This is a genomic window from Alteromonas sp. Cnat3-28, assembly GCF_022348265.1.
Lineage (GTDB): Bacteria > Pseudomonadota > Gammaproteobacteria > Enterobacterales > Alteromonadaceae > Alteromonas > Alteromonas macleodii.
This window is the reverse complement of the sequence record NZ_JAKREY010000001.1, coordinates 410,153-424,827: the sequence shown is the minus strand read 5'-3', so window position 1 is coordinate 424,827 and position 14,675 is coordinate 410,153. Positions and strand designations below refer to the sequence as shown.

Genomic DNA, 14,675 nt, shown 5'->3' with positions numbered 1-14,675 from the left:
CAAACACTTTTAGGAGTGCGCTCCCATGATCCACAGCGTTTACATGGTTTTTTGCTTGGTGGCATTTATAACCTCAATTTCCATTCTCCCGTAAATTTCGCTTGAGAATGGTTAACTTGTAAAAATAGCTTCATCGAATGGCTACTAGCCTTCGGTGAAACAGCTTGTCTCTCATTACTCGAATATGGGGGGCCAAGTTATCAATGCAAGCTTTTACGGCTGCACAAAATTTCTGCCGTGAAGAGTCGAGAAAGAAGTAAAGAGGATTAAGTAAGTGTTAACAGCCGTTCCATTGAGTAAGTATTGCGATTTGTCTGGTGAAAGTATAGAAGCGATTGAACGTCGCATCGAGCGTGGCTACTGGGTGAAGGGTACACATGTTTTCAAACCAGCACATGTTCGTGAACGTTGGGTTGACCTTGTAGCAATAAGTGAATGGGCACGCACCAGCGGCTCAAATTCTTAAAAAGGAAGATGGTATATGTTGTTAAAGAAAAATGCTGAAAAACTGAAAACGGTGCGCGGTGTGTCGATTCGTTATGATAAGCACGAACGTGCAACGGGTATCCAACTGGCGTTTACCTACAAAGGTATTTTGTGTCGTGAGCCTGTTGGCTATGCAATTACTCAGGCAGGCCTCAATGCGGCAGCAAATAAGTTGGGAACCATCAAGCATGAAATTGCCAAAGAAACGTTTTTCTACGCCGATTTTTTCCCTAAATCTAAAAAATTAGCGCTGTTTGGTGGGGCTACGAAGGGAATTACGGTCAAAACTTATCTAGACAGGTATATTGATAAAGCAAAGGTGCGTAAACTATCCATAGCTACAATCGTTGGTTACAAAAAAGATTTGAACGGTCTTAAGGCATTGTGGAACATACCCGTAGCAGAACTGGAGCGTATTAACATTGTTAACTACGTTAGTAACGCTACCGTCTCTTCAAAAACGTTAGGTAATCGACTTTCCGTATTGCGATCTGCATTAGATGAAGCGATTACCGATAAGGTGATTAAGCTAAATCCACTTGTCGGCTTTAAGTTGAAAGATCATATTGATATTGAAACAAAACACGACAATAGGCAAAAACATCTAGACGTTCTTCCGTTTACTCCTAACGAAATGACTAAAATCATAAATGAGACCTGTGAAACTGAAAAAGCAATTGTTACTCTGTTAAGCGAAACAGGTTTGAGATCAAGTGAATGGATTGCACTCAAAAAAACGGATGTTTGCCTCATAAGTCTAGAGGTTTCTATTTACGATGCTGTTGTTCACGGTACGACGAAAAGCACAAAAACGAAAGCCGGAAAAAGAACAATACCTATCTCTCAGGAGCTAGCAGACATGTTGGAGCTAGAAATGGATAAACATGATGAGGAGTACGTATTTGTTAATGATCAAGGAAGGAGATGGAATGCTGATTCATTTAGAAAACACAGATGGTCAAAAATTATTGAAAGGGCTGGGGTGCGATATCGCTACCCATATCAACTTCGTCACACGTTTGCCACAAGGCTAATTTCTCAAGGCGAAAACCTTTGGAAAATTTCGAAGCTCATGGGACACGCGTCGCCACAGCAATTGTTTGAACACTACGGAAACTATATTGAAGCTTATGAAAAACAGTCGAAACGGCAGGAAGCGCGTAGCCGATAGCTAAGTAATAGCAGCATTCAGAAAGCCAAAAGCCACTGACAATCTAGACAGTGGCTTTTGGCTTTCTGATTTGAAATACCTATAAATAAGATACTTTAGTTTTAGCGCGACATTGCTAAGATAGAGAAATAAAGCAATACGAACGCTTTTAAAGCGTTAAAAGCCTGTCTAATAGGGAAAAATGGAATTTTCAAAACGCTATAAATTTTCTGAATGGCCTAACTCTGATATACCCAAGATACCTGCTGGGATTTATGCAATATGGAAGAGTGACGAACTTCTTTATTGCGGAATGTCAGGTCGTCAAATTGAAAATCACAAATCTGACAGAAAGTTTGGGCTGATAACAAGACTTAATAGCCATGCATCGGGTCGATTAAGTGGAGACCAGTTTTGCGTTTATGTTGCAAACAGGCTCGTTATCCCTTCACTACGAGCTTACGACCTGCCTAAATTTGCTAGCGGTGAACTAAAGCTAGATACAATGACAAAGCGCTACATTCATGAACACTTAGACTACCAGTATATCTTGGTAGATAGTAGTTCTGAGGCCTACACGGCTGAAGTAAATGCTCGTAATGGTAGTCTTTTGGGACAAAAGGCCTTATCGAATTCTCTTCAAGAACTTTGCACAAAAATATGGATTTATCTATTGCAAATCTCTGGTTAAAGTTAAGCTTTGAAAAGAAATAGTCATATTTAGGGAGTCGGTCTATGAGTTTTGAATATTGTGGATCTGAAAGTTATTTAAGTGATGGAGTTTACGCAGATTGGTGGAATTGGGAAACCGATGCAGAATATGAAGCTAGGAAGCAGAAGAGCCAAGAAGAAACCTATTTGATTGAGCAAATGAAACTTCAATGGTTACAATTTGTTGATAAAAAAGAATATTCAGCTCAGGGTCTCTTAAATTCAATGTTCAAAAATACATTGGAAAAAGGAGCGATATTGGCTACACGACGTTACTGTCGAACTGAGTCAATTAACCTTAAATATGCCGAGGCAGTTTATAAAAATAGTAAGCCAGCAGATCTGGTACTATCAAAGCTTAAAGTTTTTGATTTATTTATGAGCGTTGACGAAATTAAACGCTTAGATTTGATTTTCGATGAGCTAGAAAGATACAGAGAAGATTTGACTGTATATTTTAAAGTGTATGAGGTTCAACTTTTTATACATAGAGAGATGCAACTTAAGAATGGTGTAAGATCTCACCTAAAGATGGATAAGCAGATAATGAGAGAAGTTTTATCTTGTGTAAGACTATACTTTTTATTCAGAGAGTTAAAAAAAATGGATTTGGACGGTTTTTCTGAATTTTTATCGAGATACAAAAGAACAATCAGTGATGCGAGGGCATTTATTCCTCGATATTGCCTTGAATCTTCCGCAGAACACAATGAAAATTGGAGTTTGAGGTATCAGCACACTTTATTGCACTACCTGCCGAAGGATATGAGAGATTTTATTAAAAAAATAGTTGATTTGCGATTTGAAGAATCCAAAGTAACGATTTTTAAAGAAGTCAAAGACCTAATCACAAATCATCATTTACAAATATGAACAGATTGATTTGTTCTCGCTTCGACAGGAAAATTCCAAATGTCTCAAATATTAATGGGAAAACTGTAGATTTAAATTTCAAATCTCAAAGAAAAGTTGAAGAATTTTATTGTTTGGCTACGGATGGAGAACAAGTTTATGATGAAAAGACTTCCGACTTTGAAAGCTTTTTTAAAAAAAATCAGGGGTGTGAAAAGACATTTCTTGTTCTAACTGATAAGGAAGTGATTCAGTTACTACGGTGGAGCCAACACTTTAATGTGAAAGTATTGTCTTTTGAAAGCCTATTTCCTATATTTGATAATATAAAATATTATTCTAATTTAAAGTTGCGCTTTAATTCTCTTAAGCATCGTTTAGAGTATGTAAGAAAAATAGGTTTAACAAGTGGCTCTATTAAATCCACAGTAAGTAGGAAATCCGAGAGCATAATACGAAGAAAATGCAGGTATAAAAGTAGTTACGATGAAGTTTTTGCTCATGCATATATTCCTCCGTATCAAGAAGTATATAAACTTTTCGATTTCCGAAGAGACAGAGCAATAATTGCACTTGATTTCAATTCAATGTTCGCTGATTGTATGTCAGGTGAGTTTTTAGACCCTAGTGCTGTTTACTTCGAAAAAATTAACGCAACTTTTAAGGGGCAGAGTTGGTCAAAGGAAATTGGTCTATATCATGTTATTTTGAAGCGCCCACATTCAAAATTTTTTCAAAACTATCATCCATTTAAATATACTCAATTAGGACTTTCATTGAAGTTCAAAGCAAATGACACAAGTGAAGTTGAAACTCAGTTGTTTGATTTTGAACTAGACTATTACAGAAAGTTTTTTGATGAAGTGCATATATTATCTGCGCTACGATCTAAAAGTAGTATGGGGCATCCACTATACAATGAGTCAAAAAGGCTCTATCGACTAAGAACTAGAGCTGAAAAGGCCAATAAGTCGTCTTTGGCAAGATCATATAAGCTTCAATTGGCTATGCTGCATAGTGCAACTAATAGAAGAGTTGAAAAGAAAATTAGATATAAGTCTTTCAGTAATTTACTGTCACTTCTAAACGAAGAGCTATGCCTTACCATAAATGAAGAGGTGCCTTATCTGATAAAATCATCGCCATTATTAAAAAAAGTTAAGGTGATAGATGAAGACAAAGAAAAAAGTGGATTAACATGGGACTTAAATAACTCTAAGACAATATATAGCTTTTCTAGTCAGGTATTGGCAAGGTCGAGATTGAAAATGTTTAAATTGTTGGAGGCTCTTCTTGATTTTGAGGGCTTAGATATATGTTATGTGAACACAGATTCAGTGCACGTATCTATTCCAGCTGTGAGTCAGAATAACTTTTTTAAAAGATATTCTAACCTTATAGGTTCAGAACTTGGTAAGTTAAAAATTCAAAGCATTGCTGATAAAGCAGCTTGGTTAGATGTTGGACACTATTATTTGTTTAAGGGTGGTGATGTCGTCCAGTGGTCTAATATAGGTTTGAACCATAAAGGGAATAATGACCCTTTTTTAAGATTTCGAGAAAAATACAGTCGCGTAAAGTTAGATAATGGAGTAACTACGACGAAATCAAAAGTTACTTTTATGTCTAGTTTGTCTTATAAAAAGCGCCTGTCAAAGTATGAAATCGGGTGCTCAAAAACTATTGATTATCTGCGTTTTTCTGCTGATGAAATTAACGGTTTTGACAACGCTACTCTGACAATATTAAAAGAAAAGCAGGCGGCAAAGGCAGTTAAGCGAGAGCTTTTCAATTTACTAAGTTGTTAGCTACATATTAAAACCTTTAAAGTAAAGTGAAGTGGTAGTAGGATAAGGGTCTAGCAGATGGGGGCGCGTTTAGTTTTCTGAGCGCGTATTGCTGCAAGAGTGTTTCACTCGATCGCTTCGCTCCTAAAATCTGGAGAGTTAATTTACGCTCCTGGCGAATGAGCTAGCCCCATCAGCTCCTTAATTCTTTGTTAAAAACTTTTCTTAATGTCTGCCAGGTTTTGGAGTTAGGGTGCCTTGTCACTACATTTTGTTAATTTAATTTCCCTAATTTATTCGTAGTGGATAGTAGCTAGCAGTAAATGACAAATTAAGCCTTCGCTACGACCTTAACTTACCACTTATCGCCGATAAATCGTGACGAAATAAATAAGTTATTTTTTGATAAACATTAAAAGGGGTTGGTTCGCGCTAACTTGTCCGCCATAAATTAGAAGTTAATATGAGCTAAAAATCGCAACATCTACGTGTAGTAATGGTGTATTTCCAATTAAATTTGAAGCAAATCCAAAACTTCAAAAAAAGCCTTAAACCCTTTAAATACAGCGCGTGCAGAATAAGTGTACTTTGTTGTTGATTGCTAGTGGGTTGTTAGTAGGGGATTCCACTACAGCCCGCGATGTAGTTGGGCTGTAGTGGGTTTTGTGTGGTGGAGCTGGCGGGATTTGAACCCGCGTCCAGAAAATGTCTACCTTTGGTACTACATGCTTAGTTTGTCATTTATTTAACTGCTTGGAACTCCGACAAACAGGATTTCCTTGCAGCTGGCCTAATACTGTTTCGCGGTTCACCCTTAGACAAGGTTCCCTCGCTATCCTACTTGGATGACCTTCCGAATCCCCGCTAGCAGGAAAAGACTAGGGTGGAAGGGCCTATGCCGGTTATTAAGCGGCTAGTGCGTATGTTTCGTCGTTTGCGACTATTTAAATGCGGCTTTTTAAGAGGCAAACCGCTCCTCTGCATGCACCTCCGGCTTCCTAGATCCTGTCGAATCCTAATCAGCCCCGAGTGTGATTTTCAATAATAGCACAATTGTTACATGGTGAAATACATTCTTTTGAAAATTACTATAAATTTTAAGGGTTTGTCTATAAATCAACCAAAAATAACATCTAGTTTTTCAAAAGCTTAGCTGTGTGGCTTTCAGTTGAAGCTTTGCTTAAACAGCAACACACAAACATTGAGTATTATTGAACTACCATAGATGTGTGGATGCTTGAGTAAAATTCAAGTGCCGAGCGCACAAGGGCTGTGCAAGAAACGCAATTTATAAACTAAAATAGCGCTTTTTATTTGATTACTTTAGCGAATTTTTAAGGAAATAGTGCTGATGTAATGATGCAATTAGTAGCAAGAACCATTAAAGTACGTGAGCATAATTAAAAGGCTTGTAGTGTAAATGTCTTCAGATTCCATATTGTATTCTCCGTATACCTTGCCATGTGGCGTAACAGCGCGAAACCGTCTTGTTAAAGCTGCTATGGAAGAAAATATGTCGAGTATGGGAAATATTCCCGGAGAGTCTTTGTACTCACTCTATCGATATTGGGCCCACGGCAATTTAGGCATGGTGATCACAGGCAACGTTATGGTCGATAAAGGCGCCATGACAGGGCCAGGTGGCGTTGCACTAGAAAAAGATACCGACATCGCACCGTTTCAAAAATGGGCAAAAATCATTAAGTCTAATGGCGCTTTAGCCATAATGCAGATTAATCACCCCGGTCGGCAGGTATTTAAAGCGATGAAAGGCAAAGCAATTGCGCCTTCTGCTGTACCGCTTGATATGGGTAAACACTCCAAGCTGTTTGCACAACCACGAGAAATGACCTGCCAAGACATTCACGATGTATGCAAACGTTTCGTTCAAACTGCTAAGCAAGCTGAAAAAGCCGGGTTTGATGGCGTTGAAATTCACGCCGCTCACGGTTACTTGCTTACGCAGTTTTTGTCTCCGCTTACTAATCAGCGTCAAGACGAGTGGGGAGGTTCTATTATTAATCGCGCCCGCTTGCTGATAAACATAGTCAGTCAGGTTCGAGCGGTTTGCGCTAAAGACTTTATTGTTATGGTAAAGCTTAACTCTGCAGATTTTCAGAAAAATGGTTTTTCTTTTGATGATGCCTGTGAGGTGGTAAATCGCTTGGAAGCCTTGGGTGTTGATGTTGTAGAACTGTCTGGCGGCAGTTATGAAGCGCCTGCCATGCAAGGGCAAACTCGTGACGACACCACGCTGGCCAGAGAAGCGTACTTTTTGGAATTTGCGCAGGCACTGGTGAGTAAAACTGATATTCCGCTTATGACAACTGGCGGTATAAAAAGGGCCGAGGTAGCAGAGGAAGTAATTGAGCAGGGCTGTGCCCTTGTTGGATTAGCCAGCGCCCTTGCTATTACGCCCGACTTAGCTAAAAAGTGGCAACAAGAATGGGCGTATTCGGGCATAATTCCACACTGCTCTTGGAAAGATAAATCGCTTGCAAGCCTTGCGAATATGGCCATGGTGCGAAGACAACTTAGACGCCTTGGGAATAACCTAACCACCTTAAGAAACCCGTCACCGCTGTGGAGTCTGATTCTTGATATGCTACATCGCAAGAAAATGACGAAACGAGACGTAGGTTAAACCTACTACACTTCTTTTTTGGCAGCCCAAATAAAAACACAGCGTTAAACGCTGTGTTTCATCATTCTTTCTTTTTGACGTTGCCAATCTTTGTCTTTAATGGTGTCACGCTTGTCATGGGCGTGCTTACCTTTTGCTAGGTGAATTTCTAGTTTCACCCAACACTTTTTCCAATACATAGACGTGGCAACGATTGAATAACCTTGGCGGTCTCGCGCACCCATTAAGCGGTCAATTTCTCGTTTGTTCAGCAACAATTTGCGAGCACGCTCTGGAGCAGCGATAACGTGGGTAGAGGCTTGATTCAGCGGACTAATTCTACACCCTACCAAATACGCTTCGGCATTCTGGATAATAATGTACGCATCGGTAATGTTCACTTTACCGGCACGAATACTTTTAATTTCCCACCCTTGAAGCTCAAGTCCGGCTTCGAACTTGTCTTCTAGGAAATAGTCGTGACGCGCTTTTTTATTCTGCGCGATATTTCCTGTGGTGTTTTTGTTGGCTTTATTCTTTTTCATGCTGGCTATTATACTGATTGTTCAAAGGAATGTCTTTAGTTGTCATTGTTATCTTATATTGGGGCATTTGGTTCAAAACCGAATACGAGCGAACCAAATTTTCTGTGATACAATGCGGCCAAGAGTTTTAATTGTAGTGGAATCAATGCCAAGTATTCATAGAAGCGCGCTGGTAGCTCATAGCGCAGAAGCCATGTTTAACTTAGTCAACGATGTAGCTTCCTACCCAGAGTTTTTGCCAGGCTGTACCGATAGCAAGATCCTCGACACGTCAGCGCAAAGCATGAAAGCGTCATTGTTAGTGGCAAAAGCTGGTATCAAGCAATGGTTTACAACGCACAACGTGTTAGAGCCAGGTAAAAGTATTCAAATGCAACTGGTCGACGGTCCGTTTCGCTCGCTTACCGGTGGCTGGACATTTTCAGCGTTATCAGAAGAAGCCTGTAAAATTGAATTAAACCTAGAGTTTGAATTCAGCAATAAGCTAGCTGAAATGGCTTTTGGTAAAGTGTTTAACAGTTTAGCCAGCAGTATGGTTGCAGCGTTTACAGACCGAGCGCGGAGCGTGTACGCATGAGTAAGAAGCTCATCAATATTGAGGTTGCCTACGCGTTACCCACCAAGCAAACTATCATTGATGTTGCTATTCATGAAAATGCGACGGTAGAAGAAGGAATAAACGCGTCTAACGTGCTTGAGCAGTTTCCCGAGATTGATTTGAAAGCAACAAAAGTGGGTATTTGGAGCCGCGTGGTTAAGCTTCGCGACACGCTTACCGATGGCGACCGTATTGAAATTTACCGCCCGCTTATTGCTGACCCTAAAGAAATCCGCAAGCGCCGTGCTGAGAGAGCGAAAGAGGAAGGGCGCGCTGACAAAGTCACAGGTGGAAAGGTAAATCCACTTAAGGCGAAGTCATAGCAGTCAGCTGAGCGCTTCTACGCCAGCGCCAAAGATAGATACAAAAATGGCCTTCAAGTGAAGGCCATTTTTTTTAAAGACAAAGGCTATTAGCTTTTTTCTGAAATACTGCCTAACTCCAAGAAAGGGGAGGCATCAATATCTTCAGCATCCATCATGCTAGCAATTCGCTGAACGGTAGCGACCATTTGGCTTTGCTCCCACTCTTTAAGCTGTGAAAAACGCTCGACAAAGTGTTCTTGAAGCGGACGAGGGGCGTCAACCACTGCCTCTTTACCGCGTTCGGTTAAGAATACGCCCACTTTTCGTTTATCTTGCGTACTTCTTATGCGCGTAGCTAAGTCTCGTGATTCTAGTCTATCTAGAATATTCGTGATGGTTGCAGGGCTTAAGTTAATATTCTCTGCAATTTCTCGCACCATTATACCCGGGCGCTCTTCAATATTTTGCATCACCAATAACTGTGGGCCTGTTAAACCCACGTGTTTACTTAGCTGCTTGCTGCGTAGGTCTACAGCGCGTATTACGCGCCGTAGTGCCACTAATAGTTCTTCTTCTTTTCGCATGTTACTTCCAACAAATGCGTAACCCAACGGTTACTTAAGCAAATGAATAAAATGTTGGTGCTTATGATAGTGATCGATGACGTCATTAATGACCGAAATCTTCGACCAGCCCATAATATCATAGTTCTGACCACCTTCACTAAGGTGCACTTCGGCGCGATAGTACGTGGCCTTTTTGTTTTCGTCCAGTGCTGGTGTGTCACTTGGACCAAATTCAGGCTGTTCTGTCGATACAGGGTGCACAGCATAAATAAACTCAGGGTCATTGCCCATATCAACGGTTAATATGAGTGCTTCGTCGGTATCTTCAATTTTAATTTCAAATTGCTGTGCTTTAAACTCCTCGCTTACTTCTATTAGCGCAGGCTTCACCACTTTGTTGATATAACGACGAACGGCAGTTTCATCTGGAAAGGTCACAATATTTTCAAGGCGCTCTTTCCAGTTTTTATCAGAGTCATTATGCTGCGGTGTACCCGTTAGTACTTGTAAACTTTCACGTTTGTACGCCTCAATACGAAGGGCTTTCAATAGTCCCGCTATGGCGATAAGCAGCACAATAGCAAATGGCAGTGCGGCAGCAATCGTCATAGTTTGCAGCGCGCCAAGCCCACCAGCGTAAAGCAGCACTGAACTCACCACACCAACGCCAACAGCCCAGTATACTCGTTGCCACAACGGCGTATTGTTTTCACCGTGTGAACACAACATATCGACAACCATGGCACCCGAATCACATGAGGTTACAAAGAAAACAATGACCATCAATACTGCTATTAGGCTTAGTACTGAAGCGAAAGGGAACTGTTCTAAAAATACAAACAGTGCCACTGAGCTATCTTCATTTACCATTTGTGCAAGTACGTCTTTACCTTGTACTAACACCTGATCAATAGCGGCGTTGCCGAATACGGTCATCCAAAATAGTGTAAACGCTGATGGTATAAGCAGTACGCCCATTACAAATTCACGAATGGTTCTACCGTAAGAGATACGCGCGATAAACAGGCCAACAAACGGTGCCCATGCTAACCACCAACCCCAGTAGAAGATCGTCCAGCCGCCAATCCAGTCTGTTTTCTCATAGGCGAACAGGTTAAATGTGTTGCGCACCAAATCAGACAGATAAGCCCCAGTGTTCTGCATGAACGCTTGTAGTAAAAATACGGTTGGGCCTAAAAAAAGAACAATTAAAAGCAGCAGTAAGGCTAAAACCATATTAGTTTCTGACAGACGGCGTATGCCTTTTTCCAGGCCAGTAGTTACAGAAATTACGGCTAAACCAATAACGCCTGCCATTATAGCTATTTGAACACCAGTATTTGACGGTAGACCAAATAAATAGTTAAAACCCGCATTTACTTGCGAAGCACCCAAGCCTAGCGACGTAGATACACCAAACACCGTTGACGTAACCGCGAATATATCAACCACGTGCCCAGGCCAGCCATAGATCCGGTCACCAATTAACGGGTATAAAGCAGAACGCAGTGTAAGAGGTAAGTTTTGACGGTACGCAAAATAGCCCAAAATCAGCGCCACTACCGCATAAATTGCCCAAGCATGAACACCCCAATGGAAAAATGTGGTTTTCATTGCTTCGCGAACAGCATCAATACTTTCAGCCTGTGCAGTGGGGGGCGCTAAAAAGTGCATTAAGGGCTCGGCAACGCCAAAGAACATAAGCCCAATTCCCATTCCTGCTGCAAACAACATACTAAGCCAAGTCCCAAAGCTAAATTCGGGGCTTGCGTGATCTGGGCCTAACTTAATTTCGCCGTAGCGTGACATGCCGAGGAAAACAACAAACACCACAATTACTGCGACAGTAAATACATAAAACCAACTACCGTTGGTCACAATTGCGCTCTGAAGCTTTTGGAAAAGCGCGTCTGCTGTTTCAGGAGTACCAGCAGCGAAGATAAGTAAACATAGGATTAAAGCTGACGATGTAATAAACACCGGCTTGTTGAGTGGAGATTTATTTTCGTTCTCAATCACGCAGTAAATTCCTTTCACCTTTTATAAATTTCGGTTTATACGCAGAAATATACCGCATGGAGCATTTTTTATAAACATCAGATGAAATTATTTGATTTGTATGTATTTGGTCAGTGAGTAAAAGTGAAGTCTTTTTTTTGCAGTTGTTTTTACGATAAAAATTAGACTTTCTGCTAGGTTTTAGGTGTTTTTGGTTAATTATTAATCGTTAGAGTAGAAATAATTAATAGATTGTGTATCGTAATATATGATCTTTTTGATATGTGTTTTAAGTAAACACTGTCCGAAGAATAAAAAAACAATTGAAGGAAACACACACAAATGCGAAAAACTCAGCTTAGCTGTGCAATCATCGCTGCACTGGCATCCACCTCTCTGGCTGCGCAAGAAACTAAAGCGCCCGCTAAACTTGAAACCATAGAAGTTACCGCCACGAAAAGAAGTGAATCAATCCAAGATGTCCCTGTCGCAGTCTCTGCGTTGGATGGAAAAGCATTAGAAAACCTCGGTATTGATAACTTCCAAGACTACGTAGAGTTTTTACCGAATGTGGTATTCCAAGGTACAGGTCCAGGGCAGAACGAAATATACATTCGTGGTGCGGCGACCACGCAATCAAGCATTACCCTGTCATCTGTTCAAGCACTTCAGCCCTCAGTGGCTTTCTATCTTGATGAAATGCCTGTTTCTATGGCTGGCCGAAACTTAGATATTTTTGCTACCGACGTTGAGCGTGTAGAGGTTCTACCTGGGCCGCAAGGTACGTTATTTGGTGCGAGTTCTCAGGCAGGTACAGTTCGCCTAATCACAAACAAGCCAGATCATTCTGGTTTTGCTGCAGGCTTCGATACCAGTATCTCTACCACAAAGGGCGGAGATATGAGTAACACGGTGGAGGCATATTTCAACGTTACTCCAACTGACAACCTTGCGCTGCGTGTGGCTGCCTACAATGAAAGTCAGGGCGGTTGGATTGACAACATTGAAAATGAGCCAGGAAATGGTGGTTACATTGGAAGTGCAGTAGTTATTGATCGTATTTCTGGAAATGCATTGCAGAAACAGGGCATCGATCCGGCTGCGATGGATGCACGTCGTGAAATCAATGGTTTTACCCGCAGTGAAGCCGCCGTTGTGTCGCCAAGAAACAGCGAACATGTTGAAGATAACTTTAATGACGCGGTCTACTCAGGGGCGCGATTCGGGTTGTCTTACATTATCAACGAAGATTGGGATGTTCTGGTTCAACACACTCAACAAACACTTGATACTGAAGGTGTGTTTGCCTACGACCCCACAGTGGAAGGCGAAAGCTCGGCAATTCGCTTTCAAAGCGATGAAAACTCCGACGAATTTGGCTTAACCACATGGACCCTAAATGGTCGTTTGGAAAAACTAGATGTGGTGTATACCGGTGGTTACCTAGATCGTGAAATAGACACGCTTACCGATTACACAGGCTACACCAACGGCGGCTTATTTTCCGCGTACTATGTGTGTACGCACTATGAAACGCCAGATAATCCAGATGACGCGCGCTGCCTCGATCCGAGTAAATACTACAAAGAAGACACAACTAGCACTCGCTTAACCCACGAACTACGTTTCAGCACAACGATGGATACACCATGGCAGCTAACGGCGGGTGTGTTTTATGACGAACAGGAAGTAGGCTCGGTAGGCCAGTTTAAAATCGCAAGCCCTGAAATCTTTGAGAACCTTGCGGGTTCATGGAATGCGCTGGCGGGTGACCGTGGAATTAACAGCGATGGTGGCCCTTTCTCTCCTGAAATTAGCTTTGTAAACGATGTTACGCATACTATCGAGCAGATCGCAGTATTTGGTCAGCTAGGCTATGAAATTACTGATACGCTTACTGCTACCATTGGTGCGCGCTGGTATCAAATTGACGATATTTATCGCGGCGCTACATCAACACGCGACGTAACAGGCCGATTAGAAGCCTATGGTCAAGGCGTGCTAGATCCCGCCGTTTATGATGGTTTGGGTCTTGACGGCCAAGGTGTTGTAGATGCTATCCAAGATGGTTCATTGGAAATTGGATTACTAGACGGTGACGGTGTACTCACTGTTGACGATACCATCTTCAAATTTGGCCTTGACTGGAAAGTAAATGAAAACGTATTGCTTTTCGCGAACTATTCAGAAGGCTTCCGTCCACCAGTAACTAACAGACTAGGTGGTGACGCAGCGGCAAATGACACTGGGGCCTTTGCGGATTTCCGTGTTCCGGTTTACTCAACAACAGATACGCTGGATAACTACGAAATTGGCCTGAAAGGTGATTTCTTAGACGGTATCTTGCGTGTTAATGCTACTGGTTACTATTCAGAAATCAGTGACTTGCAAACGTCGCGTTTCGACCCAGCAAATATTAGTTTCTTAGTCTTTACCGATAATGTTGGTGATGCAGAAGTTAAAGGGATTGATGCAGACATTACTTGGTTAGCGACAGATAACCTAGTTATTAACGCAGCATTTAGCGTACTGGATACTGAGCTGGTTAGTATTAACCCTGAACTAGAAGATATCGCGGCTGGCGTAGGCAGTGAGCTTCCGTACTCTGCTGATTTCTCAGGCAACATTAGCGCACGTTATTTCTTTGAGTTAGATGGCGGTAAAGAAGGGTATGTTAATGCATCACTTACCTACACCGGCGACCGTCTTGCTGGCATGGTGATGAACGCCTATGCCATGGAAGATGCAACTCGATTGATTTATGGCACGGGCTCGGGTCTGAAAATTAAAGATGAGGGTGACGAGTTTAAAGGCGCAACGTATCCAGGTGCAGATGGCGAAACAATTCGTGGTGGTCGCTACATTCAGGAAAGTTACGTGATTGGTAATGTATCTGTGGGGATGACGTATCAAAACTGGAAAGTTGAAGCATTCGTTGACAACGTTTTCGACAAATCAGCAATCTTGAACATTGATACACAGCAGTATACGCCTAAGGTTGTGACTAATCGCCCTCGTACTATAGGTCTTCGCTTCTCTTACGACTATTATTAA

At 41.6% G+C, this 14,675-nt stretch carries 12 protein-coding genes and 1 other RNA gene; 9 read left to right on the top strand and 4 right to left on the bottom strand.

What is annotated here, in order from left to right:
• The first annotated feature begins 274 nt into the window (after positions 1–274).
• The 5 genes from MHM87_RS01895 (at position 275) to MHM87_RS01875 (ending at position 5,007) form a co-directional block, all read left to right on the top strand.
• A complete protein-coding gene (locus MHM87_RS01895) occupies positions 275–466 on the top strand; it encodes a hypothetical protein (protein WP_239257604.1) in 192 nt (63 codons plus the stop codon).
• Positions 467–481: 15 nt separating this feature from the next.
• Positions 482–1,657, top strand: coding sequence for a site-specific integrase (locus tag MHM87_RS01890; protein WP_239257603.1), 1,176 nt, complete (start codon positions 482–484; stop codon positions 1,655–1,657).
• A 181-nt stretch (positions 1,658–1,838) separates the two neighbouring features.
• Positions 1,839–2,327, top strand: coding sequence for a hypothetical protein (locus tag MHM87_RS01885; protein WP_239257602.1), 489 nt, complete (start codon positions 1,839–1,841; stop codon positions 2,325–2,327).
• A gap of 44 nt (positions 2,328–2,371) precedes the next feature.
• Positions 2,372–3,220, top strand: coding sequence for a hypothetical protein (locus tag MHM87_RS01880; protein ID WP_239257601.1), 849 nt, complete (start codon positions 2,372–2,374; stop codon positions 3,218–3,220).
• Positions 3,217–5,007, top strand: a complete 1,791-nt coding sequence (locus MHM87_RS01875; protein ID WP_239257600.1) for a hypothetical protein — start codon at positions 3,217–3,219, stop codon at positions 5,005–5,007. The genes MHM87_RS01880 and MHM87_RS01875 overlap by 4 nt, the downstream gene beginning before the upstream one ends.
• Before the next feature lie 647 nt (positions 5,008–5,654).
• Here MHM87_RS01875 and ssrA read toward each other — a convergent pair.
• Positions 5,655–6,013, bottom strand: a transfer-messenger RNA (tmRNA) gene (gene ssrA / locus MHM87_RS01870).
• Between the two features lie 393 nt (positions 6,014–6,406).
• Between ssrA and MHM87_RS01865 the strand changes: the two genes are divergently transcribed.
• A complete protein-coding gene (locus tag MHM87_RS01865) occupies positions 6,407–7,630 on the top strand; it encodes an NADH:flavin oxidoreductase/NADH oxidase family protein (RefSeq protein ID WP_014976383.1) in 1,224 nt (407 codons plus the stop codon).
• A gap of 44 nt (positions 7,631–7,674) precedes the next feature.
• On the opposite strand, the gene smpB is transcribed toward MHM87_RS01865, so the two are convergent.
• Positions 7,675–8,154 (bottom strand): SsrA-binding protein SmpB, encoded by a 480-nt coding sequence (gene smpB / locus MHM87_RS01860; RefSeq protein WP_014949307.1) that lies wholly within the window; start codon positions 8,152–8,154, stop codon positions 7,675–7,677.
• A gap of 145 nt (positions 8,155–8,299) precedes the next feature.
• Between smpB and MHM87_RS01855 the strand changes: the two genes are divergently transcribed.
• Both MHM87_RS01855 and MHM87_RS01850 read left to right on the top strand, forming a co-directional pair.
• On the top strand, positions 8,300–8,731 hold the full coding sequence (locus tag MHM87_RS01855) for a type II toxin-antitoxin system RatA family toxin (protein ID WP_014949308.1): 432 nt from the start codon (positions 8,300–8,302) through the stop codon (positions 8,729–8,731).
• The gene (locus MHM87_RS01850; protein ID WP_061485785.1) at positions 8,728–9,075 is read left to right on the top strand and encodes an RnfH family protein; all 348 of its coding nucleotides are present in this window, start codon (positions 8,728–8,730) and stop codon (positions 9,073–9,075) included. The genes MHM87_RS01855 and MHM87_RS01850 overlap by 4 nt, the downstream gene beginning before the upstream one ends.
• A gap of 89 nt (positions 9,076–9,164) precedes the next feature.
• Here the strand turns inward: MHM87_RS01850 and MHM87_RS01845 are convergent, their stop codons facing one another.
• Complete coding sequence (locus MHM87_RS01845; RefSeq protein ID WP_012518305.1) at positions 9,165–9,641, bottom strand: MarR family transcriptional regulator; 477 nt, start codon at positions 9,639–9,641, stop codon at positions 9,165–9,167.
• A gap of 30 nt (positions 9,642–9,671) precedes the next feature.
• On the bottom strand, positions 9,672–11,642 hold the full coding sequence (gene betT, locus MHM87_RS01840) for a choline BCCT transporter BetT (RefSeq protein WP_061485786.1): 1,971 nt from the start codon (positions 11,640–11,642) through the stop codon (positions 9,672–9,674).
• 321 nt (positions 11,643–11,963) lie between these two features.
• On the opposite strand from betT, the gene MHM87_RS01835 reads away from it, so the two are divergent.
• Positions 11,964–14,675, top strand: coding sequence for a TonB-dependent receptor (locus MHM87_RS01835; protein WP_049586690.1), 2,712 nt, complete (start codon positions 11,964–11,966; stop codon positions 14,673–14,675).

Excerpts from the sequence above, each read along its gene's own strand:
- MHM87_RS01890 (WP_239257603.1), top strand. The coding sequence starts at position 482 with ATGTTGTTAAAGAAAAATGCTGAAAAACTGAAAACGGTGCGCGGTGTG.
- MHM87_RS01885 (WP_239257602.1), top strand. The coding sequence starts at position 1,839 with ATGGAATTTTCAAAACGCTATAAATTTTCTGAATGGCCTAACTCTGAT.
- MHM87_RS01880 (WP_239257601.1), top strand. The coding sequence starts at position 2,372 with ATGAGTTTTGAATATTGTGGATCTGAAAGTTATTTAAGTGATGGAGTT.
- MHM87_RS01875 (WP_239257600.1), top strand. The coding sequence starts at position 3,217 with ATGAACAGATTGATTTGTTCTCGCTTCGACAGGAAAATTCCAAATGTC.
- MHM87_RS01865 (WP_014976383.1), top strand. The coding sequence starts at position 6,407 with ATGTCTTCAGATTCCATATTGTATTCTCCGTATACCTTGCCATGTGGC.
- smpB (WP_014949307.1), bottom strand. The coding sequence starts at position 8,154 with ATGAAAAAGAATAAAGCCAACAAAAACACCACAGGAAATATCGCGCAG.
- MHM87_RS01855 (WP_014949308.1), top strand. The coding sequence starts at position 8,300 with ATGCCAAGTATTCATAGAAGCGCGCTGGTAGCTCATAGCGCAGAAGCC.
- MHM87_RS01850 (WP_061485785.1), top strand. The coding sequence starts at position 8,728 with ATGAGTAAGAAGCTCATCAATATTGAGGTTGCCTACGCGTTACCCACC.
- MHM87_RS01845 (WP_012518305.1), bottom strand. The coding sequence starts at position 9,641 with ATGCGAAAAGAAGAAGAACTATTAGTGGCACTACGGCGCGTAATACGC.
- MHM87_RS01835 (WP_049586690.1), top strand. The coding sequence starts at position 11,964 with ATGCGAAAAACTCAGCTTAGCTGTGCAATCATCGCTGCACTGGCATCC.